Below are 22,919 nucleotides of genomic sequence, written 5' to 3'. Positions count from 1 at the left end.
GTTCCGCTATGCGGTTGTCAATTTGCGAAAGAAATTATGCGTCACCCTAAATGCTTGAGATAAATAATCTTTCTAGTTAGCCGATGCTACAAAGGAACAATCCCTTTGTAGCATCGGCTAACTATTATCAGATTATTTGGTTCCACCTTCGCAGCTTCTACTGGGGCGAACCCGCTGTAGTTGCTAGTACGTAAACGTAGCTGCTCGGCGGGAGCCGCCCATATATCGTTCCACGCGCAGTTTCGCAGCGCAGCGAGAATGTTTGAGCATGGAATGATATATGGGCGGCTCCCGCCGAGCAGCGGACATTAAGACGCTAGCGGATATGCGCTGGTTTTTCGCCCCAGTAGAAGCGGCAGAAGGCTCGTTTGCGCTTTTGGGGCTTGCCTGCAAGTTCCATGGTTGCGATGGCGATATCCTCGGCTGCGCGTGGACGGCGCAGCACTTCGCCGTTAATGAGTAGTGCCTTGAGCGATTCGGGATGATCGTGCAGGTGGCGCAGGGTTACGATGAGCTCTCGCGCCGTGGTGACATGCATGCTGGCGCCCATGCCGGTGAGCATGGTGGTGTTGGCCTTTTCCTGGCCATATGACTTGCCCAGCAGAATCATAGGCAGGTGTGCGCACAGGCATTCGGTAACAGTGAGTCCGCCAGATTTGAGGATTGCCAGGTCACAGCCGTGCATAAGCGCTGCCATGTCATCGACGTAGTCAAGAACCGTGACGTTCTCGAGTTTCATGGCATCGAAAAGCGTTTTGAGACGGGTGGCATATTCGGCATCCTTGCCCGGCAAAAAGACAAAGTGCATGTCCTCGAAGCTGCGCAGGAAGGGGAGGGTGCGGTCCATCTCCGCGCGAAAGCGAACGTACGGTTGAGGCAAACTGGCGCCGGCCATCACCAGCACAACGAGCTTGTCTGTGGGGAGATTGAACTTCTCGAGTTTTTCCTCGCGGTTGTAGTCCGTATCAAACCCGGCGCGAATGGGGATGCCCGTAATGCGGATCTTTGCCTCGGGAACCTTACGGGGTCGGAGTGTTTCGGCCATAAACTCGTTTGCTACGCAGAATAGGTCGGTGTCCTTATGGGGCCACCAACCCTCGACCTCGTAATCGGTCGGTACGCAAATGACGGGATAGTCGATGCCCGTAATGACGCGCGCGCCGACGGCGACGTTGGCTGCCGTGATATGTGTGGCTACCACGGCAATGGGCCTGCGAGTTCGAACGTATTCGTTAAATGCGGGGAACATGATGCGCGACCATGCCGTGCCACCGCCCCAAAGCAGGTGTCCGGTAAGGGTATAACGCCAGGTCAAGTCATAGATTGGGCGCGTGGCGCCGGTAAACGAGGCGGCCGTTTTGTTGCCGTCGAATTTTATGCGTCCAAAATCAAGGATATCGAGCACTTCAATCTCAACATCCTCTGGGATGCCATTGGTGCCGCGGATGAGGTCGAATGCCTGCGCAATCGCATTTGCGGCGGCCTTGTGGCCCGAGCCGACCGAGGCGTGCACGATAGTCACGAGAGGTTTTTGCTGAGCCAAGAGCGTGGTTTGTTCCGATTGGGGAGTGCTGTGCGTGAGCAGGGGAGCGTCGTCGCTCGTCTGCGTCTGATCCATCGATATCTCCCCTTCATCTTTGTTTCACAGAGAATCATTGTAGTGCATGAGTGTCACGTTCGCATAAATTTGGGTATGAGCGCAAAGAACGCCAATCTTTCGACAGGAGGTCTCTTCATGACTACTCATCAGCCGATCGATGTTGCGATTATCGGCGGCGGGCCTGCGGGCTATGCTGCAGCCATTTACGCGGCGCGCGCCAACCTAACGACGACCGTGATTGAGCAAGGTATGTCGGGAGGACAGATCGCCACAACCAATGAGGTTGAGAACTATCCGGGCATTCCGCTCTTGAGTGGCGCCGAACTCGGCGAGCGGTTTCAGCAACATGCAGAGGGCCTGGGAGCACAGGTTACATGGAGCATGGTTACGGGTATCGATTACGATGCGGATGCGGCGCTGTTTACGGTGCATCACGATATGGGCGATACGCTGGCCTCGAGCGTTATCGCTTGCATGGGTGCCACGCCGCGATCTGCTGGTTTTGTTGGCGAGGATACGTATCGCGGTCGTGGCGTTTCTTATTGCGCGACGTGCGATGGCATGTTCTTTCGCGGTAAACAGGTCTTTGTCATCGGTGGCGGTAATGCTGCCTGCGAGGAAGCCCTGTTCTTGTCAGAAATCGCCAGCAGCGTGACCATCGTCTTGCGCCGCGATCAGTTCCGTGCCCCCGATGGCGTGGTTCAAAAGGTGCTCGCAAAAGATAATATTTCAGTTAGGTACCAAACTAGTATTGTTGAGCTTTCTGGTGAGGCGATGCCCACGACAATCACGTTTAAGGACAATGCGACTAGTGAAATGCACGCTGAGTCCTTTGATCCTGGTTCGTTTGGCATTTTTGTCTATGCTGGCACGCAGCCCCATACCGAGTTTGTAGAGCATCTGGTAGATCTGGCGCCCGACGGCGGTATTGTGACCGCCGAATCGATGGCCACCCGCACGCCTGGCTTATTTGCTGCCGGCGATATCCGTTCCAAGCGTTTACGTCAAGTTGTGACCGCCGTTTCGGACGGAGCCATAGCGGCTACCAGCGCATACGCTTTTCTACGCGGATAAGTACGATAATATATATTATGTAAGGTTGTTTTTTTACTTAAACGTCCAGCAGTAACGAGCTTGAGGCAACGTTGCTGCTGGACGTTTTGTTGTGCAAAAACAAGCCAGTTATCCTGCGGCCGGACTCGAGCCAAAGCCGACGATCATACCGTTCATTGTGGTATGTAAAACTAGATAATCTAGAATACAATATTGAAAACGAACGGAGGCACCATATGAATCACGTTAAACATGTCATTCCTATGTCCGATACGTCGGTTAGCATTAGCCCAGAGGATATTCAGCCAACGGTGCTACCTGATGCATTTATCCAGTCTGATATAGTCCGCAAACTCAATACGCTCAGCCTGCCGCGCTATAACCAGTTGCCGAATGTAACGCTCTACCGTGACCAGGTCATTGAGTACATCGAGCTGTGGATGGAGCCGCTTTCGATTTGTGTGGAACAGCCCGTCATTACGCCATCGATGATCAATAACTACGTAAAGGTCGGCCTCGTTCCCGCTCCGGTTAAAAAGCAATATGGTCGCGAGCAGATTGCGCGTCTCATCTCCATTTGTATCTTTAAGCAGGTGCTGCCCATCGCTGCGGTTCAGGCACTCTTTAACATTCAGCGCCTGAGCTATGATGCACCGACCGCCTTTGATTATGTGATTGATCAGCTCGAGGCATCGATTCGTGCGGCTTTTTCCATTGAGCAGGTTCCTGTTCCCGATACGGCTCATCAGGTCACTCGCGAGTCGCTGCTCGTTCGCAGTGCAGTATCGTCTTTTGTATCGAAGGCGTATCTAATGAGCTACCTAAAGTTCAATGGGTTTAATAGCTAACCGACGTATAAGAAGGGCGGGGCAAAGAGTCATCAGACACTTTGCCCCGCCCGTGTTTTTGTTTAGTTGGACGCTATTGGCCTGAAGCCACGCCCATGCCGTAGCCGATAATGAGCCCGTGCATCTCGGCATAGTATGAATCCAGTCCGTTGCAGGGCATGATGATGGTCTTGGAACCGGGCCAATGCTCCACAATGCGGCTGGCAAGTGCCTGGGCGCCCGCCTCATTTTCGACATGGTCGATTACGACCTCGCCGCCGGTAAAGCCCTCGGCCTCCATGGTGTCGACAATCTTGCCAAGCATCTTCTTTTCGCCACGGGTGTGACCGACGAGCTTAATCTCCCCCTCCTCGCTTGCCGTGCCTAAAACTCGAATGTTGAGTTTATTGGCGATAACTCCAGCTGCCTTGGGAATACGTCCGGCCTTGGCGAGATTTTCGTAATTGCACAGGCTAAAGAGGATCTTGCTGTTTAGTTCCAGCTCATCAAAATAGCTGCAGGCTTCCTCAAAAGGGACGTTGGGGTTGCTTGCGAGATAGCGGTCGAACAGCAGGAAGATCAGGTCCATTTTGCCGCCGGCTCCGCGTGAATTGACCAAATGAATCTGACGGTTCGGATCCTCGGCAAGAACCAAATCGCGTGCCGTGGCGGCGGCATTGTAGCTTCCCGAGACGCCCTCGGAGATGGGCATGCAAATTGTCTTGTCGGCAAGCCTAAAGAGTTCGGTCCACTCGCCTACGCTCGGGCAGGCGCTCGAAGAAGCGCTCGACTCAGCCTGCACGGCGCAATTGAGCTCGTGAACGTTGAGCGTGAGGTCATCGACGAACTCGCGCTCCCCCACTCGAATTTTAAGGGGTGCATATGCAAAGGTGGTATGGGGCGCGGTCGGTTGCCAATCGCGGAGGTTGCAGCTCGAATCGGAGATAAGTGCCCAGCTCATAGAGGGTCCTTTCTAGATGCTTCTCATTTATTATAGCCATCTTGCTTACCTTTGAAACGTGCATCTAGTATTGAAAACTAGCTCATTGGGATCATGTATGGAGCACGGTCACAAATAAATGAACCTCGCAGCCCAAAGGCCACGAGGTTCACATTCGTTTGCTATGCAGAGTGACTTAGTAGCGCACGAAAATGTAGTTGTTGTTCATGCCGGCTGCGACGGAGCTGATGATGACGCCCGTCTTGTAGTCGGAAGCATGGATCATCTGACCATTACCGATATAGATGCCAGTATGGTAGGAGTTAACCACGACATCGCCGGGTTGCGGGTCGGACACGCGGGTCCAACCCATGAAAGTGCCGGTGGTGCCCAGACGGCAGTAGCGGCCCGTGAGACAGTAGCTTACAAAACCGGAGCAGTCAAAGCTGTCCGGTCCAATGCCGCCCCAGGAATAAGCGCAACCAAGCTTGCTGTAGGCGCGCGAAACAACGGAGCCGCCGTCAACAGACTGGCTCGGTGCGGAAGGCGTCGGAGCCGGAGCGGGCGTCGAGGGCTGCGGCGTAGGAGCAGGAGCGGGCGCAGGCGTGTTGCCGCCGTTGTTGGTTGTGCCGCCGCCATTGTTGGTGTTCTCGGTCGTACCGGCGGTGTCGTTGCTTACCGTGGCCTTTTCGGCTGTGCTGGCATTTATGCCGGCCTGCAGCGCCGCATTGGCCTCGGCCTCGGCGGCAAGCTCGGCCTGCAGTTGCGAGTCCAGGGAACTGACGAGGCTCTGAGCCTCGGCCTGCTGGGCGTTGAGCTCGTCGACTTTCTTCTGCGTCGCGGCGACGTTCTTCTCCTGCTCGGCCTGCTTATCAGTGAGCTGCTGCTTAAGGTCCTTGACATCCTGAATGGTCTGGGCCTGCTTGTCGGAAACCTTGCCGTAATAGAACAGACGGTTGAGCATGTCGCCCAGATCGTCGACGCCCGTCAGAACCTGAAGGAGACTCAGACCGCCGGTCTTGTACTCACCGGCAACGTAGCTCGAAAGCTTTGCCTGACCCTCGGCAATCTCTTGCTGCTTTTGCGTGATCTCGCCTGCAGTCTGATCAAGCTCCTGCGTCTGTGCGGAGAGTTCTTCATGAATTTGCTGAGTTTGGGTGCCAATCTGCTCGAGCTTGGTACGGGCAGCAGCAAGCTCGGATGCGGTATCGGCGTAAGCCGGAGCCACGAGGCCCAGGCCCAAAACACAAGCGAGGGTTGCCGTAGCAGCGCAGCGTGCCATGTTTCTGTGCGTGTTTGCTGTGCGCATGTAGCTTCCTTTCCGGTATCTAAGGGTAGCGGCTAGTCCACCGTTACCAGGCTAAAGAGCTCAACGTCCTCGTTAGAAGGCGTGAGCTTCTTGCGCGGGTTGAGAAACGCAAGCTCAAGGATACAACCGTAGCCCACAAGCTTTGCGCCCATATCTCGCACCAGTTTACCTGTTGCCTCGACGGTTCCGCCCGTCGCGACCAAGTCGTCCAGAATCAACACGGTATCTTTAGAGCTGATAGCATCGGCGTGGATCTCGATAGAATCCGTTCCATACTCGAGCTCATAGCTCTCGCTCACCGTCTTGCGCGGCAGTTTACCCGGCTTACGTGCGGGAACAAAGCCAGCGCCCAGGGCGACGGCCACGGGGACGCCCACCATAAAGCCACGAGCCTCGGGGCCGACGACCTTGGTAATGCCCATGCCAGCAAAATGCTCGGCGAGCGCATCGACCATGGCCTTCAGAGCCTCGGGATTGCCAAAGAGCGGCGTAATGTCCTTAAACACGACTCCGGGCTCGGGATAGTCGGGGATGTCGACGATATGAGATTCGAAGTCGTACACTTTGTGACCTTTCATGGATTGCCGGATGGACGGCGATTATTTACTCGTGTTAGCAGACGAGCTATGCGAGGGGACGACGACCTTGGACGGCTGCACGAGCGACTCGTCGTGCGCGGCAACCGCGGGGACGCTTGCCCCATCGCTTTTAGCCTTGGTGGATTCGGAACGCGCGATCTCCTCATCGAGAGCATCGATGTCAGCGTCCTCGACCACGGCGTTGAGCGACTCAAAGACACGGTTCTTAAGGAGCGCGGTGTGCACACCCTCGGTGAGGTCGTGCAGCTTCTTGAAAGCGCGCTCGAGCTTGGCGTCGCGCTCGTCATCGGAGGTATCCATGCCGAGCATGCTCACGAGAACCTGCTCAAACATCGAAGACTCGCGGTTTGCCGACGATACGTACTGACGCAGGTTGCGCGGCTCAATGTGGAAGCGCGACAGCTCCGAGCAGTAACGGATAATCGGGAAATCTCGGCCATCGACGAGCTCTCGGTTCTGCGGGCTCTTGATGATGCGAATTAGATCGTTCTCGGCAAGGGAGCGGATAAACGAAATCTCAACACCGAGCATGTCGGGGATCGTCTCGATGGGATGCAGCTTTTGCTTGGTCTCTTTGGGTTCCGTCTTAAGCGGAACATCGGACAGAAGACCCACCTCGTAAGCCAAAGTGGACAGGTCCGTTGCGTTTTCCAAGCGCTGCTTAATGACGTTGAGCGGCATGTAGCGGGTCTTTTGCAGGTGCAGGATGACCTCGAGACGGTCAACGTCTTCCTTGGAGTACTGGCGATACCCCTTAGGCGTACGATGAGGGGTGATGAGCCCCTCATCTTCTAGAAATCTAATTTTTGAGTTCGATAGATCGGGGTATGCGCCTCGAAGAAGGTTGACGACTTGGCCGATACTCAGATAGTTGCGTTCGGCCATTACCTACTCACCGGTTTCGATGCGCTCCGGCGTGCTCTCGTGGTAGATGAGCGTGAACGTACCGATTTGAACGGAAGAGCCGTCGTGCAGCGGAGCACCGTTGACGATGGCGCCGTCGACCCAGGTTCCGTTGAGCGAGCCCAGATCCTCAATACGGGCGCCCAGGCCCTCACGAATAATGCGTGCGTGGCTGCGCGAGACCGTCATGTCGTTGAGGAAGATGCCGTTCGCGGGGTCGCGGCCGATGGTGGTCACGTCGTCCTCGAGCTCAAAGGCAGCTCCGGTCTGCGGACCCTTGACGATGGACAGAACCGGAGCGGTGATGTGCACGTTGGCCATAAGGTCGGGAACAGTGACATCGCTCGAGGGAACGCGGAAAACGCAGGTAGCGTCCGCAGTCTTATCGTTCTGAGGCATATTGTTAACCTTGTTGTCCATGACAACCCCTATCTAACGCGGCGACGCCGCAAAAAATGAACCGTACGTAATCATACCCCAATGAATCAGTCTTCGATTTCGGGGTTGAGAAAGTCGGTGTCCTCGTCCTCGGGATGCGCAATGGCCTGTTTAATGGCCACCCCTCCCTTAATGGAATAGATGACAGCGGTGAGCATGGAGAAGATGACGCCGCCGTACACAAAGAAGATGCCGAGGGGCACCGAGCTGCCATTGAGACCCGGGAATGCCGTGAACGTGGCGGGCAGCAGATGCCAGCCGTCTATGATGGGGAACCCAAGCAGCATGAGTGAGAAGCCGGTCATGAGCAGCGCCGTGGCAATCTTGCCGGGAAAGACGACATCGATGGGACGACGGTGATAATGGCGCACGATGAGCGATCCGATCCCTAAGTAAACATCGCGACCGATGATGAGTATGCAGACCCAGATGGGCAACTCGCCGCGTACCACCAGGCCCAGCACGCCGGTAAACAGCAGCGCACGGTCGCAGATGGGATCCATAACCTTGCCGAGCCACGAGACGGTTTTGGTCATGCGGGCAATCTGGCCGTCCATCCAGTCGGTGGAGGCCGCGATAGCGTAGATGACAATGGCAACGACACGGTTGTTGTCCGTCACAAACAGGTACAGGAAGACGAGCGTGAGGATCAGGCGCGTAAAGGTGATGAAATTGGAGATCGTAAAGATCTTATTCGACGGGTAATCGGAGGTGCCGATAAGCTCCTTTTTGATCTTCTTTTTGATGCCCACAGGACTCCCCCGCTGGTAAACGACAAAACTTCCGATACTATACCCGTTCTAGCGATGTCTATCCAGCGTAAGCATAGAGAGTCCAGACATGTGGAGGACGCTGTCGCAACGTGAATGTACCGTATTTGTGTACGTCAGCCTCCAAACATTTCATAAATTGTCGTTTTTGGAGGGTGACGTACAAGTTTTTGTTGAGCGAAAGTATCGATCAAGAAAGCCGTTGATTCTTTGTTGCTTACTTTGTTGATTCTTAACAAAAAAGGTCAGGCACTAGGCGCCTGACCTGCAAACTTCTGGTCGGGACGACTGGATTCGAACCAGCGACCCCTTGACCCCCAGTCAAGTGCGCTACCAAGCTGCGCCACGTCCCGAAGCTTTTGTTTGTTGCTCTGCTCTCGCTCGCAACAGGGAGTATATTAACCCGAAACTTTGGACTTGTGCAAGAACTTTTTTAATTATTTTTGAGCAAGTCCAAAATTGTATCTGCGAGCTGGGGTTTTGTTAGTACGGGAAGTTCTTGCGTACCTGCCGTGCTCACAATCCAGGCCTTATTGGTGTCGGTTCCAAAGCCCGAATCGGCGCGCGAGACATCGTTGGCGATGATCGCGTCGCAGCCCTTACGGGCAAGTTTTCGCTCAGCGTACTCCACGACGTTATCGGTCTCGGCTGCAAATCCGATTACACGGCGCTCGCCCTTCTGGCGCGAGAGCTCAGCCAAAATATCAACGGTCTCGACCAGTTCGATGCGATCCAAGCGTTCGTTGGCCTTTTTGAGCTTGTGATCCGCAGGAGCGGCAGGTGTGTAGTCGGCGACAGCCGCCGCACAAATGGCCGCATCGGCCGTCTGAAAGGCGCTCAGTGCGGCCTGCAGCATCTCTGCGGCGGTCTGCACGCGTACACACTCCATGCCGCGACCCACGTCGAGTGACGTCGGCCCCAGCACGAGCGTGACCGCAGCGCCGCGGCGTACGGCCTCCCCTGCCAGGGCAATGCCCATCTTGCCCGACGACCGATTACCGATAAAGCGCACGGGGTCGATCGGCTCGTGCGTGGGGCCGGCGGTAATCACGACGCGCTTGCCCGCCAGGTCCTGCGGCACGGGATTGAGCACCTCGCAGACGGCCTCGACGACGTCCTCGGGCTCGCTCATGCGCCCCGTGTCCACGTCGCCGCAGGCAAGGTAGCCACTGCCAGGTCCCACCACATGGACGCCACGGTCGCGCAACGTGGCCATATTGGCCTGCGTCGCCGGCGCCTTCCACATGCCGTTGTTCATGGCGGGGGCGATCACGATGGGTCGCGGCGTGGCAAGCAGCGTGGTGGAGATGAGGTCATCGGCGATACCGTTGGCCATCTTGGCGATGATATTGGCCGTCGCGGGCGCCACGATCACAAGATCGGGCTCCTGCGCCAGCGAAATGTGGTGGATGGGGTCGGAGGGGTCGTCGAAAAGGCCCACCGCGACCGGCTCGTTGGTGAGCGCGCGGAACGTGAGCGGCCCCACAAACTCCGTGGCATGCTCGCTCATAACGACCTTGACGCGCGCGCCGCGCTTTTGCAGTAGGCGCACGATATTGCACGACTTATAGGCGGCGATCCCGCCGGTAATACCCAGCAGGATCGTTTTTCCCTCAAGTTGCATTGAATTGTTGGATGCCGCCGTCATCATTTAGGCTTCCTTGTTGGGAAGCACCAGCAGGCGGTGGCAGTACGGGCAATGCGTAATCTCACTACCGTCGTGGTTGAGGTCGCTCATGGACGACGCCTGCAGCGCGGTGTGGCAGACCGTGGGGATGTTGCCCTTGATGGTCTCGACTGCCAGGCCGCGGAACTGCTTGAGCAGGCGCTCGTAATCGGTGAGGACGTCGGTCGGCAGCGTGGCGGCAAGCGCGGTGCGCTCCTTGGTGGCGGCGTCAATCTGGGCTTGGAGGTCGGCGGCCTTGGCGCGGGCGGCCTTGGTGTCGGCCTTCACGCCCTCCTCGAACTTGGCGATGATGGCCTGCGCGCGAGCCTCGCGGTCGAGCGCCTCCTTGTGGGCGACGACGACGTCCTTGCGGGTGTGCTCGATCTTGTCCAGACGCTTGGCCAGAGTGGCGAGCTCATTCTCCAGGTCCTGAACCTCGCGGTAGTCGGAGCCGTCGACGTGGCGCTTCTTGGCAGCCTCGATGGCGTTGTTGGTCTGAATCTCGGTGGTGTTGAGATCGTCGAGCTCAATGTCCAGATCCTTGCGCTGGGCGTAGAGCTTGGTCATCTCGGCCTTGAGCTTAACGTAGGTCTTGCGCTTGGAAGCGAGCTCCTTGAGCTCCGGCATATTGGCAAGTTCGCTCTTGTTGCGGGCGAGCTCCAAATCGATCTGTTGCAGCTTGAGTAGCGTAGCGCCGGCGCTCATAAGTTCTCTCCTTTTGTCACAGTCCACCATTGGCAAGGGTTCAGTATTTTAATCGCATGACGGGGGTCGACCCCGGCGTCAACTGCAGAGTTCATCAATATATCAACGAACGGCTCCTCGGAGCGGTCATGGCCGAGCAGGATGATGCCCAGACCGCGCAGAGCAAGGTCTTGCGCCACGTGATAGCCCGCCTCGCCCGTCACGATGACATCCGCACCGGCGGCGATGGCGAGCTCTCCAAAGTCACCGAGGGAGCCGCCCAGGATGGCGACGGTGCGGCACGGGTGCTCGGCCTCGCCCCACACACGGGGGTCGCTGCCAAACGCCGTGGCGGCACGGTTGGCGAGATCGCGCAGGTTGCAGGGATCGTGGAGGGTCGCGAGTGCGCCCAGACCGGTGAGCTCAGGCTCGTCCACATGCTCCAGCGAGCTCATGGGCTCGGCGCCCAGCAACTCACTCAGGCGAACGCGCGCTTCGTGCGAGCGGTCCAGGTTGGTATGGAGCGAAATAATGCTCACGCCGCAGCGGGCGGCCTCAAACAGTGCTGCGCTGCACTGGGGACGCGACGCATCCGCCGGGCAAAACGCCTCAGGCGCCTTAATATAGATGGGATGATGCGTCAGCAGCACGTTAGCGCCGGCCTCGAGAGCGCGGTGCACGTTGACCTCGGTCGCGTCGAGTGCGCAGGCCACGCCGCGGATCTCGTCGTCGGGGTCGCCAACGGATAAGCCTATGTGGTCCCAGGGTTCGGCGTCCGTCATAGGATAGCGTGCAAGCAGGGCGCGCTCGAGTTCGGCGACGATCATGCGGCACCTACGATCGAGAGCAGCGTCTGGGCAAAGTCGATCAGATCGTCCGGAACCACGCGGTCATCGAAGGAAATGCGCAGTGCGCCCAACGCCTGCTCGCGACCGATGCCCATCGCGCTCAAAACGTGGCTGGGGTCCGTGCTGCCGCTCGAGCATGCCGAGCCTGCCGACACCTCAAAGCCGGCGGCGTCGAGCTTGATGATGAGCTCCTCGGAGTCCATGCCGTCAATGTAGATCGATACCATGCCGGGCAGACGGTCGGCATGCGCATAGTCGCCCATCGTGGCGTGAATACGCGGATGGGCCGTAAGCGTGGCGTAGAGCTTGTCGGAAAGGGCTTGCAGCTTCTCGCACTCCTCGGCCACATGGGGCGTCAGCGTGCGGGCGGCAGCGGCAAAGGCGAGCTGCGTGCGCAGGTCCTGCGTGCCGGCACGTCGTCCGGCTTCCTGTCCACCGCCAAAGATTCGGGGGCGCAGCGGCGTGCGGTTCTTGAGGTAGAGCGCGCCGGATGCCACGGGACCGCCGATCTTGTGGGCGGCAACGGACATGGCATCGACGCCCAGCTCGGTGACATCGAGCGGAATGTGCAGATAGCCCTGGATGGCATCGGTGTGGAACAGGGCGCCCACGGTATGCGCGGCGGCGGCCAGCTCGCGGATGGGCTGCACCACGCCGGTCTCGTTGTTGGCGGCCATGATGCTAACGAGTGCCACGTCGTCGCCGAGCAAGTCGCTCAGCGCGGCGGTCTCGATGTAGCCCGCTCGGCAGGGCTGCACCAGATCGACGGTAAAGCCGGCGGCACGCAGCAGCGGTAGGTTGTCCAGGATCGAATCGTGCTCGATCGCCGACACGATGACACGGTCGCGCTTGCGATCGCGCTGACGAGCGCCCTCGGCAAGACCGAGCAGCGCCAGCTGGTTGGCCTCGGTGCCGCCATTGGTCAGGACGATCTCGGACGGGCGGACGCGTGCGCCAAAGCTGCGGGCGATTTCGCGACGGGCAACTTCCAGGCGTGCGGCGGCCTTGCGTCCAAGCGAGTGCAGCGAGTTGGGGTTGACGCCGGCAAGCTCGCTGTCGTCATATTCGCGCTGCGCAAGGAGCGCCTCGGCGCGCATGGGCGTCGAGGCGGCATAGTCAAGATTCACGGGTATGCGGTTTTGACCTGCGGTCATAAGGGTTTATGCCTCCTGTGCGGCCTCATTGCCCAGCTTCTGCAGTAGCGCAACCTCGGCGGCGGGATCTTCGGACTTAAATACGGCGGAGCCGGCTACGAGCACGTTGGCGCCGGCCTTGACGACCTCGGCGATGTTTTTGGAAGAAATGCCGCCGTCGACCTCGATCATGGGCGACGCGCCGTGGCGCTCACACATGGCCTTGAGCTCGTGGAGCTTAGGCAGAGTGCCCGGGATAAAGCTTTGGCCGCCAAAACCGGGGTTCACACTCATCAGCAGCACGATGTCGACGACATCGATGATGCTCTCGAGCACGCAGACGGGCGTTGCGGGATTGAGCACCACACCGGCCTTGACGCCGCGCTGCTGCAGGTGCGTGAGCGTGCGGTGCAGGTGCGTGGAGGCCTCGTAGTGAACGGTGATCATATCGGCGCCGGCGTCGGCGTACCAATCGACGGTCTCGTCGGGGTTCGACACCATCAGGTGCGCGTCGACCGGTACATCGGTGGAGCGCTTGACGGCCTTGAGGATGTCGACGCCAAAGGTGAGGTTGCCGGTAAAGTGACCGTCCATAACGTCGAAGTGCACGTAGTCGGCACCGGCGATCTTGTCGAGCTCGCCCTTGAGGTTGGCCATATCGGCCGAAAGGACGGACGGAGCGATTTTAATGGAACCCATGGTAGTAGCCTTTCTGCGCTAATCGGTAAGTCCGTAGAACTCTTGTGATGGGACGCGGTCGGTGAGAATTTCCATCGCCCTATCCAAAGTAACACCGTTGTAGAGCGTTTGCTCCACGGCAAAGGTGAGCGGAATGTCTACGCCCAGTGAACGGGCGAGCTCGCTCACGCTGCGGGCCGCGACGGCGCCCTCGACCACCATATGCGTGCGCGCCTGGTACTCGTCGAGCGACACGCCGTGGGCAAACTCGTAGCCAAAGGTGCGGTTGCGCGAATGCTCCGAGGTGCAGGTGGCGATGAGGTCGCCCATGCCGGCGAGTCCCATGCACGTTATGGCCTGCCCGCCGCGGGCGTGCACCAGTCGGCTGATCTCGGCCAGGCCGCGCGTCATGATAAGGGCAAGCGTGTTGTCGCCCGCGCCGGTACCGGCGGAGATGCCGCATACGATAGCGATGACGTTTTTCATGGCGCCGCAGACCTCGACGCCCGTCATGTCCTGCGACAGATAGATGCGGAAGGCCGTGGAAAGCAGCAGCTCCTTAAAGGTCTCCCCCACCTGCTGGTCTTTACTGGCGATGACGGCGGCAGAAAGCCCGCCGCGGCAGATCTCCTCGGCATGGTTGGGGCCCGAGAGCGCCGCCACGCGCGCCTCGCTGCCGATCTCGCTGGCGATGACCTCGCTCATGAGTAGGCCGGACTCGGGCTCAATGCCCTTGGTGAGGCAGAGCACCGGGGTGTCGGTGGCGATGAAAGGTGCTGCCTGATGACATACGCTGCGCAGGTGCGTGGAGGGCACGGCAAAGATGATGGCCTCGGCGCCGTCGAGTGCCTGCGACAGGTCCATGGTGGCGACAACGTTGCCGGGCAGCTCGTAGTCCACCAGATAGCGGGGATTACGGTGCTCGCCGTTAATGCCGGCGGCCGTCTGCTCACTATGGGCCCACATGGTCACGCGCTCGGCTCGAGCGGCGGCAAGGCCGGCGACGGCGGTTCCCCAGGAGCCGGAGCCAATCAGCGCAACATTCATGACTCTCTCCTACTTATCGTCGGGCTCGGTGACGCGCTTGGTAAACGAGAGCTTGGACTCCTTACCGGCCATGAGCTTTTTGATGTTCGCGCGATGGGCCCACACCACGGTGATGCCGATCAGCGCCATGCAAAACTTAAGTTCCAGGCTGCTATACGGAAAGACCGCGCAGACGGCGATGGGAAGACCAATGGCCGCGGCAAGCGAGCCTACCGACACAAACTTGGTGATGGCGACGGCCACGATAAACATGCCCAGCAGCGAAAGTCCGATGGGCCAGTACCAGGCGAGGATGACGCCCAAGCCCACGGCGATACCCTTGCCGCCGTGGAAGTTGAGGTAGGGCGAGAAGATGTGACCCCACACCGCAGCCAGGCAGATGACGCCGAGCATCCAGTCGCCGGGGGCTCCAGGCGCCATGATGCTCACAGGGAAGCCATAGCCCACGCCCGCGATAAGCGGACGCGCGATAAGGACGCAGATGGCGCCCTTAAGGCAGTCGAACAGCAGCGTGAGCGCGGCCACCTTGGGGCCGGCCACGCGCAGGGCGTTGGTGGTGCCGATGTTGCCGGAGCCCGCCTTGCGGATGTCCGTGTGGTTGAACACGCGGCCCAGGATCAGGCCAAACGGAATCGCTCCGATAAAGAACGAGACCACGGCGCAGATGGCGGTCAGCAGAATCGGATTAAGCATCCTTTTGCTCCTTCTTCCTAAAGAAGAGTCGAATGGGCGTTCCGGCAAAATCGAAGGTCGAGCGCATGCGGTTCTCCACGTAGCGCTGGTAGGTGTCATTGACCAGGTCGCTGTGGTTGACGAAGAACGTAAACGTCGGCGGGTTGACGCCCGTCTGGGTCACGTAGTGCATGCGCAGGCGGCGCTTGCCGTCCACCACGGTGTGGCCAAACTCGCGCAGGTCAGTGAGGAACGTGTTGAGGCGCGAGGTGGTGATCTTTTGCGAACGCGTCTTTTCGGCCGCGTCGACCATCGCCCAGATCTTCTCGACGCTGCGGCCGGTCAGGGCCGAAATGCGCAGGTACTGGGCCCAAGGAGCCATGACGCCCAGACGGCGGTCAACGGTCTCCATGCAGGCCTCGCGCTTGCGGTCGTCGTCGAGCAGATCCCACTTGTTGAGCAGCACCACGATGGCGCAGCCGCGCTCGATGGCAAGGCCCATGACCTTCTGGTCCTGCTCGGTGACGCCCACGGAGGCGTCGACGACGAGCAGCGCCACGTCGGCGCGGTCGATGGCGCGCAGGCCGCGGACCATGGAGTAGTACTCGATGTTTTCGTACACGGTGCTCTTCTTGCGAATGCCCGCGGTGTCGACCATGCGGTAGTGCTTGCCGTCGCGCTCGACGACGGTGTCGATGGCATCGCGCGTGGTGCCGGCGATGTTGGACACGATGGAGCGGTCGGCGCCCAGGATGCGGTTGAACAGCGAGGACTTACCGGCGTTGGGGCGGCCGATGATGGCCACGTTCAGCGCATCGGGAAACTCGTCGGCGACCTCGTCCTCCTCCTCGGGCAACAGGGCCACGATGTCGTCGAGCAGGTCGCCCGTGCCATGGCCGTGCAGGGCCGAGAGCGGCGTGGGCTCACCGATGCCGAGCGAATAGAACTCCCAGATGTTGTCATTCTCGCGATCGGGGTTGTCGAGCTTGTTCACCAGCAGAAAGACCGGCTTGTCGCAGCGCTTGAGCATGCGGGCGACCGATTCGTCCTCCTCGGTGACGCCGGTGCGGCCGTCGACCACAAACAGGATGACGGCGGCTTCCTCGGCGGCGGCAAGGGCCTGGTCGCGGATGGACGTGGCAAAGACGTCATCGCTCTTGAGCGGCTCGATACCGCCCGTGTCGACGATGGTGAACTCGCGGCCGTTCCAGTCGGCCGTGTGATACGAGCGGTCGCGCGTGACGCCGCGGGACTCATGGACGATGGCGTCCGAGGTCTGGGCCAGGCGGTTGACGAGCGTGGACTTGCCCACGTTGGGGCGTCCGACGACGGCGACGATAGGTTTCATCTGCTCTCCTTTAATGGGTAGGTTCAGCGGGAATAGTTGAATTGGCGGGCGTTATGCCAAGGATGTGCTCCAGGGTATCGAGCAGCTCATGCGGCATGGTCGACACCACATGAACCTCGGCGCCGCGACCGGTAAGGCTTGCGAGTAATTCGTCACGATGATACTCGTCAAGGGTCATACCATCGGCGTTGAACATGAGCTTAGGCACAAAGAGCATAACCCCCGATAGGTCCTGTGGCAGTTGCTCCAAGATGTCGCAGGCGACGATGAGGCCGGTCACGTCCACGTTGCCGCCAAAGTAGCGGTTTTTGATGGCCGTGACGGTACCGGCAAGGCCCTGCGGCGATTCCACAAAACGCGCTACCGTATCGCGCGCGCTGGCGCCCGAAAGGCACAGCAGGCGCTGGTCACGGGCGGCGATTGCCTCGCGAACGCGGCGCAGGCGCTCGGCATCGGCGGCGAGCACGTTGTCAGTCTCGTCCAGATAGGAGCGAATCATACCGATGCCGTCGTAGTACTGCGGGTAGCCGTCGTAAAAGTCCGCCTCAGGCGGCTCGATGCCGGCATCCAGGTAGAACTCGTCGCTCATCTGGAAGGTATGGCGGCCAAAGCGCTCGAAGGCACGGTCCTGGAAGGGCCGGATCATGGCGATAGTCTCGCGCGCCAGCTCGGGCTTGTCACTGTAGGACCAGCTAAAACGGTTCTGATGCTTGGTAAATCCAAGCGGCACAATGCCCAGGCTCGTGATTTGCTCGTGCTCCTCGCAAAAGCGCAGAGTCTTTTCCAGCTCCTCGCCGTCGTTCATGCCGGGGCACAGCACGATCTGCGCGTGAATCTCGATGCCGGCGGCCATGATGGCCTCGAGCACGTCCATGCCGCGCTGGGCGTTGCGGCCCATCATGCGGCGACGGATGTCGGGGCTCACGGCGTGGACCGACACGTTCATGGGGCTCATGTTGCGTTGGATGACGTTTTGAACATCTTCGTCGGTGAGGTTCGTGAGCGTGACAAAGTTGCCCTGCAAAAAGCTCAAGCGGTAGTCATCATCGCGAATGTAGAGCGTGGAGCGACCGCCCTTGGGCAGCATGGTCATAAAGCAGAACACGCAGGCATTTACGCAGGTACGCATGCCATCGAAGATAGGGCCATCGAACTCCAGACCCCAGTCCTCGCCGGGAAAGCGGTCAAGCTCGACGGGGGTGACGGTGTCGTCGCGCGGGTCGAATACCTCCAGCTCGACAGTGTCGTCATCTGCCTCCCAGAGCCACACGATCATATCGGTCAGTTGCTCGCCGTTGACCGTGAGCACGCGCATGCCCGGCTCGATACCCACATCCCATGCGGGCGATTCGGGGCGCACGTTTTTAACGAGCGCGCCCTCACCCGGCTCGGGGTCGCGGCTGCGCCCGTAATCGGCCACCTCAGCGGCGTATGCGGGTACGGTCTGGTCCATGATTAGCGGCAAAGCTCCTTGATGCGCTCGACGGCGCGTTCGATGTGTTCTTGCGGGGTGGAGGCTCCGGCGGTGATGCCGATGTGGTGAGCGTCGGTAAACCACGCGGCCTGAAGCTCGGAAGCTTCCTCGATGTGATACGTACGCTCGCAGGCGTTTGCGCAAATCTGCGCCAGGCGGCGGGTGTTGCCCGAGTTCTTGCCGCCCACCACGACCATGCAGTCGCAGCGGTTGGCAAGTGCGGCTGCTGCCTGTTGACGCTCACTCGTGGCGGCGCAGATGGTGTTGATCACGAGCAGTTCCTGCACGCGCGGCGTGATGGCAGCCACGACCTCGGCCAGGTTCTGCGCGGTCTGGGTGGTCTGCACGACGAGCCCAACCTTGCCCTTGAGCGGCAGCGCGTCCGCATCGGCGGCGCAGCTCACGACTTGAGCGTCATCGCCGGCATGGCCCAGGATGCCCTCAACCTCGGGGTGGCCCGGCTCGCCCACGACGATCACGCGGTAGCCCTCGCGTACCAGGCGCTCCGCCGCCACGTGGACTTTTTTCACGTAGGGGCAGGTGGCATCGACCACGTCGAGACCGCGCTCGCGAGCGGCCTCGATCACCTGCGGCACCACGCCGTGCGCGCGGATGATCACGGTGCCCGATGCGGCGTCGTCTAGGGTCTCGGCCAGACCGACGCCTGCCTCGGAAAGCTCGCGCACCACGATGGGATTATGGATGAGCGGGCCCAGGGTGTGGACCTGAGCGTTCTCCCCCGCCTGCGGGGCGGCCGCCAGGGCCATATCGAGCGCACGCTGCACGCCGTAGCAGGTGCCAGCGTGGGCGGCGATTTCGATGGTGGGGGCGTCTGCCTTGCCGGTCACAGCCTCGGCAGTGTTCATGACATACTCGCCCATGGCTAGAACCTGCCCGGGTGCTCGGCGCACAGGTCATCGCGCATGGCGTAGACGCGACTCATGGCTTCGGACTCAAACCATGCCAGGCGTTCCTTGCGCTTGAGCTCGGCCGGAGCATCGGAAAGCGAGATGGCCTTGCCGGCACGGATCCAGCATTTTTTGGGGCGCATGAGCTTTTTGCCCTTAGGCGTAATATCGGACCAACCACAAATGGCGAGTGGGTTGACGGGCGCCTTGCCCATCTGAGCGATGAGCGCAAAGCCGCCGTGGACTTCGGGTTTGATCTCGCGCGAGCGGATGCGCGTGCCCTCGGGGAAGATCAAGACGTCCTCGCCGCGCTGCAGCGCATGCTGGGCGGCACGCAGACACTTCATGTCTGCAGTGCCACGCTCGACGGGAATGCCGCCCACGCGGCTAAAGGCCCAGCGCACAATCTTGGTCTTGGCAAACTCGGATTTAAAGATCGGGCGGATGCGGCGGCCGCCAAAGAACAACGCCGTCTCCACGGCCAGCAACTCGGCCATTGAGGTGTGGTTGCAGATGACCACACTGCCGCGGCCTTCCTGGCGCTCAAACAGCAGGTCGCTGTCCTCGACCTTCCAGCGCCACATGAGCTTGGAGAAGACCCACAGGATGCCCATGACCACGGCGACGGTGCCGCGGATGAGCGCCGGGAACTCGGCGTAGGGGGCGTTGTAGTAATCCTCGGGCGTCTGCTTAAACAGGCGCATGGGCTACCTCCTTTGGTTGATGAGGTCCTCGATAATGTGGACGACCTCGTCGATGGTGTGGGCGGTGGAGTCGACGTGCACGGCGTCCTCGGCGGGAACGAGCGGCGCGACCTCGCGGCTGCTGTCGAGCTTATCGCGCTGCTTGAGGGCGTCGAGGGTCTCGTCGACCTCGGCCTCGAGCTTCTCGGTGGTAAGCGGCTGGGCGTCGTTTTGGTGGCGCTGCAGCACACGGCGACGGGCACGCTCGCGCGGGTCGGCGGTCAGGAAGACCTTGACCTGTGCGTTGGGGAACACGACGGTTCCGATGTCGCGACCCTCGGCGACGATATCGCGGTCCTCGGCGGCGCGGCGCTGGTGGATGAGCATGGCGGCGCGCACGCCCGGGTAGGCCGAGACCTTGGACACGTTGGCGTCGACCTGCGGGGTGCGAATGGCGGCCGATGCGTCCTTGCCGTCGATGGTCAGGCGCGTGTCCTCGCCGGTGCCGTTGGTAAAGCGGATCTCGATTTGCTCGGCGAGGGTGTCAATGGCCGCCTCGTCGTCCAGGTCGATGCCGCGGTCGAGCGCGGCGAAGGTGACGGCGCGATACATGGCGCCCGTGTCGAGCTTGTTAAAGCCCAGCTGGCGGGCAATCTCCTTGGCGATGGTGGACTTGCCGGAACCGGCGGGGCCGTCGATGGCGACGATCATGCAATGCTTCCTTTCGGTGGTTGACGTGCTGGTATGGGACGCGGGCGCTGGGGCTTTGCGATTGCCTAGCTCGTGTAGCGCTCGCGGTAGGTGTTGCGCTTGGGCGCGGAGCCGTGGCTACCGTGGTGACGCGTGCGACTCGCGGTGTTGGTCGCCGGCGCGGCGCTGCGCTTGGAGCTGGCCTGCTTGGGCGGGATACCGCCGTCTTTGAGGATCTGCACCTCGCGGTCGGTGAGCTCGCGCCACGAGCCCTTGGCCACATCCTTGAGCTCCAGGCCGGCAAAGTTGCAGCGGTGCAGGCGGATCACCGGGTGGTGAATCTTGCTCAGCATGCGCTTGACCTGGTTCTTGCGGCCTTCGCGGATGATGACCTCCACGGCGGTGGTGCCGGGCTTAACGCCTTGCGGAGCTACGGCCTCGGCCTCGCGCGCGTTAATGACGCGGCAGATCGCCGGCTGGCACAGGCCGTCATCGAGCTCGATGCCGCGGCGGAGTGGTTCTAAGTCGCGATCGGTCAGGTTGCCGTCCACGAGCGCCTGGTAGGTCTTGTAAACATGCTTGCTGGGGTGCAGCAGATCCTGCGACAGGTCGCCGTCGGTGGTAAAGAGCAAAAGGCCCGTGGTGTCGCGGTCCAGGCGGCCCACAGGGAACAGGCCCGGAAAGCGGTCGCGCGGGACCAGGTCGGCCACGCAAGGGCGCTCCTGCGGATCGCTCATGGTGGTGAGGTAGCCGGTCGGCTTGTAGAGCATCAGGTACACGGAGCCCTGGTTGAGCTTGACGGGCATGCCGTCGACCTCGATATGGTCGTGGTCGACGTCGACCTTGGTGCCCAGTTCGGTCGCGATCTGGCCGTTGACGGTCACGCGGCCGGCGGTCATCAGGTCCTCCGATCCGCGGCGGCTCGCCACGCCCGCGCGCGCCAAAAAGCGCTGCAGGCGCATGGTATGCGGGTAGACGGGCTGGGCGTCGGTTGCGGGTACTGCGTTGCCCATGGCACGCGTCTCCCCTACTTCGTTAGTCCTCGTCATGTAAATCCTCCGAGGTCTCGTCGACGACCAGGGTTTCCAAGTCCTCGACTGCCTCAACATCTTCAACATCGGTATCGAGCAGTTCGCGCTCTTCGTCCAGGTCATCGGCCTGCTCCTCGAGCGTGGACTGAATGCTACGACCGCTCAGGCGCTCGCGGATAAACCGGCGCGACTGCTCGTCGGGGGCAAACTGCTCCAGATCGGGCAGGTCGCGGGTGGAGCGCAGACCGAACTTTTCCAAGAAGGCGTTGGTCGTGCCGTAGATGATGGCCTGACCGCGCTCGGGGTCGCGGCCGAGCTCGCGCACCAGGCCCTTGTCCACGAGCGACGCAATGACGCCGTCGGAGTTGACGCCGCGGATGCCCTTGACCACCTCGCGCGTGACTGGCTGGTGGTAGGCGATAACGGCCAAGGTCTCGAGCGCCGCCTGCGACAGCTTTTGCGTGTCCCAGCTCAGCACATAGGCCTCTACCACATCGTGGTAGGCGGGGTGCGTAAACAAGCGCCAACCACCGGCGACCTCGCGCAGCTGAAAACCGCGGTTAGCCTCCTCGTACTCAACTTTGAGCTCGGCGAGCAGCGATGCGCACTCGCCCGGGGCGATATCCAGTGCACTTGCCAGCGCGGGCGCACTCACGGGGTCGCTCGACACCAGCAGCAGCGCCTCCAAGGCGCCTTTGAGGCTGTTTGCCTCCAGCGTGGAAAGGGTTGACATGGTTGCCGCTCCTATTCGGTGAGCTCGGGGCCCTCGCCGGGCACGTATGCCTCGGCGCCCTCGACGCGATTGATTTGAATGGTTCCAAAGATTTCGTCCTGGCTCAGGGTAAGCGAGCCGCGCTTGGCGAGCTCGAGCATGGCCAGGAAGGTGACGACAAGCTGTTCGGTGGTGGCATCGCCGTCCAACAGCTCGCGGAAGGTGCAGGTTTGGTGAGCCATGGTAAAGCGATCGACCGAGGCCACCGTCAGGTCGAGCGGCACGCGATGCGGTGCCACGTGCTCGGCTTCCAGCAGGAAAGTCTGGCGCTTGCCGTCCAGGTCGGCGCAGATGACGGCGAGACCGCGCAGGGTGATGCCGGCCAGGTAGTCGGGCATGAGCCCCAGGAACTCGGGGTCGGGGCCGGCCACACGCGGGTGCATGCGGCTTTCGGCCTGCATGCGGGCACCGAGGGCCGCAGCCGCGCCTTTAAACTGCTTGTAGGCGATCAGGCGCTGGATCAGGACCTCGCGTAGGGCGTCCCCGTCGAGCGCGCTAAGTTCTTCGAGGTCATCGTCGATCTCGTCATCGTCATCGGCTTTGCGCGGGGCCTCTTGCGGCACCAACGAGGCGGCCTTGATGTCCAAAAGGGTTGCTGCGACCAGCAAAAAATCGCTCGCCACGTCCAGGTCCAGCGCCTCGATGCGCTCGGCCTCGGCAAGGTACTGCTCGGCCACCTCGCTGATCGAGATAGCGCCGATATCGACTTTTTGGCGGGTAACCAGCTGCAGCAGCAGGTCGAACGGTCCGCTGTAGACCTGCGTCGACACGCGATACGACATCTTCGACCTCCTTTGACGGCGCCTTCGCGGCGCGGTTTGGGTGCATGTTGCGACCGATTTGCAC

Annotated in this window: 24 protein-coding genes and 1 tRNA gene; 2 read left to right on the top strand and 23 right to left on the bottom strand. The window is 60.6% G+C overall.

Going from position 1 to position 22,919, the window contains the following annotated elements:
- Positions 1-316 precede the first annotated feature (316 nt).
- The gene (locus tag DXD24_RS08440) at positions 317-1,618 is read right to left on the bottom strand and encodes a glycosyltransferase (RefSeq protein WP_117564801.1); all 1,302 of its coding nucleotides are present in this window, start codon (positions 1,616-1,618) and stop codon (positions 317-319) included.
- 75 nt (positions 1,619-1,693) lie between these two features.
- Here DXD24_RS08440 and DXD24_RS08435 point away from each other — a divergent pair, with 75 nt between their 5' ends.
- Both DXD24_RS08435 and DXD24_RS08430 read left to right on the top strand, forming a co-directional pair.
- Positions 1,694-2,674: an NAD(P)/FAD-dependent oxidoreductase gene (locus DXD24_RS08435; RefSeq protein ID WP_233502370.1), complete on the top strand. Its 981-nt coding sequence runs from the start codon at positions 1,694-1,696 to the stop codon at positions 2,672-2,674.
- Positions 2,675-2,889: 215 nt separating this feature from the next.
- Positions 2,890-3,501 (top strand): DUF1836 domain-containing protein, encoded by a 612-nt coding sequence (locus DXD24_RS08430; RefSeq protein ID WP_199407935.1) that lies wholly within the window; start codon positions 2,890-2,892, stop codon positions 3,499-3,501.
- Positions 3,502-3,574: 73 nt separating this feature from the next.
- On the opposite strand, the gene DXD24_RS08425 is transcribed toward DXD24_RS08430, so the two are convergent.
- The 22 genes from DXD24_RS08425 to DXD24_RS08320 all read right to left on the bottom strand — a co-directional run bounded on the left by DXD24_RS08425 (position 3,575) and on the right by DXD24_RS08320 (position 22,855).
- On the bottom strand, positions 3,575-4,441 hold the full coding sequence (locus DXD24_RS08425; RefSeq protein ID WP_117564799.1) for a DegV family protein: 867 nt from the start codon (positions 4,439-4,441) through the stop codon (positions 3,575-3,577).
- Between the two features lie 175 nt (positions 4,442-4,616).
- The gene (locus DXD24_RS08420) at positions 4,617-5,729 is read right to left on the bottom strand and encodes an NlpC/P60 family protein (protein ID WP_117564798.1); all 1,113 of its coding nucleotides are present in this window, start codon (positions 5,727-5,729) and stop codon (positions 4,617-4,619) included.
- Between the two features lie 32 nt (positions 5,730-5,761).
- Entirely contained in the window at positions 5,762-6,307 is a 546-nt protein-coding gene (locus DXD24_RS08415) for an adenine phosphoribosyltransferase (RefSeq protein ID WP_117564797.1), read from the bottom strand.
- A 21-nt stretch (positions 6,308-6,328) separates the two neighbouring features.
- Positions 6,329-7,213: a MerR family transcriptional regulator gene (locus DXD24_RS08410; RefSeq protein WP_117564796.1), complete on the bottom strand. Its 885-nt coding sequence runs from the start codon at positions 7,211-7,213 to the stop codon at positions 6,329-6,331.
- A 3-nt stretch (positions 7,214-7,216) separates the two neighbouring features.
- Positions 7,217-7,651: an FHA domain-containing protein gene (locus DXD24_RS08405; protein WP_195239292.1), complete on the bottom strand. Its 435-nt coding sequence runs from the start codon at positions 7,649-7,651 to the stop codon at positions 7,217-7,219.
- 65 nt (positions 7,652-7,716) lie between these two features.
- Positions 7,717-8,421 (bottom strand): CDP-alcohol phosphatidyltransferase family protein, encoded by a 705-nt coding sequence (locus tag DXD24_RS08400; RefSeq protein ID WP_117564795.1) that lies wholly within the window; start codon positions 8,419-8,421, stop codon positions 7,717-7,719.
- 294 nt (positions 8,422-8,715) lie between these two features.
- Positions 8,716-8,792: transfer RNA gene (locus tag DXD24_RS08395), tRNA-Pro, on the bottom strand.
- Positions 8,793-8,872: 80 nt separating this feature from the next.
- A complete protein-coding gene (gene coaBC, locus DXD24_RS08390) occupies positions 8,873-10,087 on the bottom strand; it encodes a bifunctional phosphopantothenoylcysteine decarboxylase/phosphopantothenate--cysteine ligase CoaBC (protein WP_233502371.1) in 1,215 nt (404 codons plus the stop codon).
- A gap of 3 nt (positions 10,088-10,090) precedes the next feature.
- Positions 10,091-10,810, bottom strand: coding sequence for a zinc ribbon domain-containing protein (locus DXD24_RS08385; protein WP_117646532.1), 720 nt, complete (start codon positions 10,808-10,810; stop codon positions 10,091-10,093).
- Positions 10,807-11,616 carry a Nif3-like dinuclear metal center hexameric protein gene (locus DXD24_RS08380; RefSeq protein WP_117646531.1) on the bottom strand — a complete coding sequence of 270 codons (810 nt, stop codon included), beginning with the start codon at positions 11,614-11,616 and terminating at the stop codon, positions 10,807-10,809. The genes DXD24_RS08385 and DXD24_RS08380 overlap by 4 nt, the downstream gene beginning before the upstream one ends.
- The gene (locus DXD24_RS08375) at positions 11,613-12,791 is read right to left on the bottom strand and encodes a cysteine desulfurase family protein (RefSeq protein ID WP_117564792.1); all 1,179 of its coding nucleotides are present in this window, start codon (positions 12,789-12,791) and stop codon (positions 11,613-11,615) included. The genes DXD24_RS08380 and DXD24_RS08375 overlap by 4 nt, the downstream gene beginning before the upstream one ends.
- 6 nt (positions 12,792-12,797) lie before the next feature.
- A complete protein-coding gene (gene rpe / locus DXD24_RS08370; RefSeq protein WP_117646530.1) occupies positions 12,798-13,469 on the bottom strand; it encodes a ribulose-phosphate 3-epimerase in 672 nt (223 codons plus the stop codon).
- A gap of 18 nt (positions 13,470-13,487) precedes the next feature.
- Entirely contained in the window at positions 13,488-14,495 is a 1,008-nt protein-coding gene (locus tag DXD24_RS08365; RefSeq protein WP_117564790.1) for an NAD(P)H-dependent glycerol-3-phosphate dehydrogenase, read from the bottom strand.
- A 9-nt stretch (positions 14,496-14,504) separates the two neighbouring features.
- Positions 14,505-15,188, bottom strand: a complete 684-nt coding sequence (gene plsY, locus DXD24_RS08360; RefSeq protein ID WP_117564789.1) for a glycerol-3-phosphate 1-O-acyltransferase PlsY — start codon at positions 15,186-15,188, stop codon at positions 14,505-14,507.
- Positions 15,181-16,515 (bottom strand): ribosome biogenesis GTPase Der, encoded by a 1,335-nt coding sequence (der, locus tag DXD24_RS08355; protein WP_117564788.1) that lies wholly within the window; start codon positions 16,513-16,515, stop codon positions 15,181-15,183. Before der ends, plsY begins: the two co-directional genes overlap by 8 nt.
- Positions 16,516-16,525: 10 nt before the next feature.
- Complete coding sequence (locus tag DXD24_RS08350; RefSeq protein ID WP_117564787.1) at positions 16,526-17,968, bottom strand: DUF512 domain-containing protein; 1,443 nt, start codon at positions 17,966-17,968, stop codon at positions 16,526-16,528.
- A 2-nt stretch (positions 17,969-17,970) separates the two neighbouring features.
- Positions 17,971-18,870, bottom strand: coding sequence for a 4-hydroxy-3-methylbut-2-enyl diphosphate reductase (locus tag DXD24_RS08345; RefSeq protein ID WP_233502369.1), 900 nt, complete (start codon positions 18,868-18,870; stop codon positions 17,971-17,973).
- 2 nt (positions 18,871-18,872) lie between these two features.
- Positions 18,873-19,601, bottom strand: coding sequence for a lysophospholipid acyltransferase family protein (locus DXD24_RS08340; RefSeq protein ID WP_117564786.1), 729 nt, complete (start codon positions 19,599-19,601; stop codon positions 18,873-18,875).
- A 3-nt stretch (positions 19,602-19,604) separates the two neighbouring features.
- Positions 19,605-20,291: a (d)CMP kinase gene (gene cmk, locus DXD24_RS08335; RefSeq protein ID WP_117564785.1), complete on the bottom strand. Its 687-nt coding sequence runs from the start codon at positions 20,289-20,291 to the stop codon at positions 19,605-19,607.
- 65 nt (positions 20,292-20,356) lie between these two features.
- Positions 20,357-21,283: a pseudouridine synthase gene (locus DXD24_RS08330; protein ID WP_117646529.1), complete on the bottom strand. Its 927-nt coding sequence runs from the start codon at positions 21,281-21,283 to the stop codon at positions 20,357-20,359.
- A gap of 22 nt (positions 21,284-21,305) precedes the next feature.
- On the bottom strand, positions 21,306-22,034 hold the full coding sequence (scpB, locus tag DXD24_RS08325; RefSeq protein WP_117564783.1) for an SMC-Scp complex subunit ScpB: 729 nt from the start codon (positions 22,032-22,034) through the stop codon (positions 21,306-21,308).
- An 11-nt stretch (positions 22,035-22,045) separates the two neighbouring features.
- On the bottom strand, positions 22,046-22,855 hold the full coding sequence (locus tag DXD24_RS08320) for a ScpA family protein (RefSeq protein ID WP_117646528.1): 810 nt from the start codon (positions 22,853-22,855) through the stop codon (positions 22,046-22,048).
- Positions 22,856-22,919 lie beyond the last annotated feature (64 nt).

Origin of the sequence: Collinsella sp. TF12-2AT (assembly GCF_003436735.1) — a bacterium.
Taxonomy (GTDB): Bacteria; Actinomycetota; Coriobacteriia; order Coriobacteriales; family Coriobacteriaceae; genus Collinsella.
The sequence above is the reverse complement of the archived record's forward strand: the minus strand, read 5'-3'. Positions and strand labels throughout refer to the sequence as shown.

Excerpts from the sequence above, each read along its gene's own strand:
- DXD24_RS08440 (WP_117564801.1), bottom strand. The coding sequence starts at position 1,618 with ATGGATCAGACGCAGACGAGCGACGACGCTCCCCTGCTCACGCACAGC.
- DXD24_RS08435 (WP_233502370.1), top strand. The coding sequence starts at position 1,694 with ATGAGCGCAAAGAACGCCAATCTTTCGACAGGAGGTCTCTTCATGACT.
- DXD24_RS08430 (WP_199407935.1), top strand. The coding sequence starts at position 2,890 with ATGAATCACGTTAAACATGTCATTCCTATGTCCGATACGTCGGTTAGC.
- DXD24_RS08425 (WP_117564799.1), bottom strand. The coding sequence starts at position 4,441 with ATGAGCTGGGCACTTATCTCCGATTCGAGCTGCAACCTCCGCGATTGG.
- DXD24_RS08420 (WP_117564798.1), bottom strand. The coding sequence starts at position 5,729 with ATGCGCACAGCAAACACGCACAGAAACATGGCACGCTGCGCTGCTACG.
- DXD24_RS08415 (WP_117564797.1), bottom strand. The coding sequence starts at position 6,307 with ATGAAAGGTCACAAAGTGTACGACTTCGAATCTCATATCGTCGACATC.
- DXD24_RS08410 (WP_117564796.1), bottom strand. The coding sequence starts at position 7,213 with ATGGCCGAACGCAACTATCTGAGTATCGGCCAAGTCGTCAACCTTCTT.
- DXD24_RS08405 (WP_195239292.1), bottom strand. The coding sequence starts at position 7,651 with ATGGACAACAAGGTTAACAATATGCCTCAGAACGATAAGACTGCGGAC.
- coaBC (WP_233502371.1), bottom strand. The coding sequence starts at position 10,087 with ATGACGGCGGCATCCAACAATTCAATGCAACTTGAGGGAAAAACGATC.
- DXD24_RS08385 (WP_117646532.1), bottom strand. The coding sequence starts at position 10,810 with ATGAGCGCCGGCGCTACGCTACTCAAGCTGCAACAGATCGATTTGGAG.
- DXD24_RS08380 (WP_117646531.1), bottom strand. The coding sequence starts at position 11,616 with ATGATCGTCGCCGAACTCGAGCGCGCCCTGCTTGCACGCTATCCTATG.
- DXD24_RS08375 (WP_117564792.1), bottom strand. The coding sequence starts at position 12,791 with ATGACCGCAGGTCAAAACCGCATACCCGTGAATCTTGACTATGCCGCC.
- rpe (WP_117646530.1), bottom strand. The coding sequence starts at position 13,469 with ATGGGTTCCATTAAAATCGCTCCGTCCGTCCTTTCGGCCGATATGGCC.
- DXD24_RS08365 (WP_117564790.1), bottom strand. The coding sequence starts at position 14,495 with ATGAATGTTGCGCTGATTGGCTCCGGCTCCTGGGGAACCGCCGTCGCC.
- plsY (WP_117564789.1), bottom strand. The coding sequence starts at position 15,188 with ATGCTTAATCCGATTCTGCTGACCGCCATCTGCGCCGTGGTCTCGTTC.
- der (WP_117564788.1), bottom strand. The coding sequence starts at position 16,515 with ATGAAACCTATCGTCGCCGTCGTCGGACGCCCCAACGTGGGCAAGTCC.
- DXD24_RS08350 (WP_117564787.1), bottom strand. The coding sequence starts at position 17,968 with ATGGACCAGACCGTACCCGCATACGCCGCTGAGGTGGCCGATTACGGG.
- DXD24_RS08345 (WP_233502369.1), bottom strand. The coding sequence starts at position 18,870 with ATGGGCGAGTATGTCATGAACACTGCCGAGGCTGTGACCGGCAAGGCA.
- DXD24_RS08340 (WP_117564786.1), bottom strand. The coding sequence starts at position 19,601 with ATGCGCCTGTTTAAGCAGACGCCCGAGGATTACTACAACGCCCCCTAC.
- cmk (WP_117564785.1), bottom strand. The coding sequence starts at position 20,291 with ATGATCGTCGCCATCGACGGCCCCGCCGGTTCCGGCAAGTCCACCATC.
- DXD24_RS08330 (WP_117646529.1), bottom strand. The coding sequence starts at position 21,283 with ATGGGCAACGCAGTACCCGCAACCGACGCCCAGCCCGTCTACCCGCAT.
- scpB (WP_117564783.1), bottom strand. The coding sequence starts at position 22,034 with ATGTCAACCCTTTCCACGCTGGAGGCAAACAGCCTCAAAGGCGCCTTG.
- DXD24_RS08320 (WP_117646528.1), bottom strand. The coding sequence starts at position 22,855 with ATGTCGTATCGCGTGTCGACGCAGGTCTACAGCGGACCGTTCGACCTG.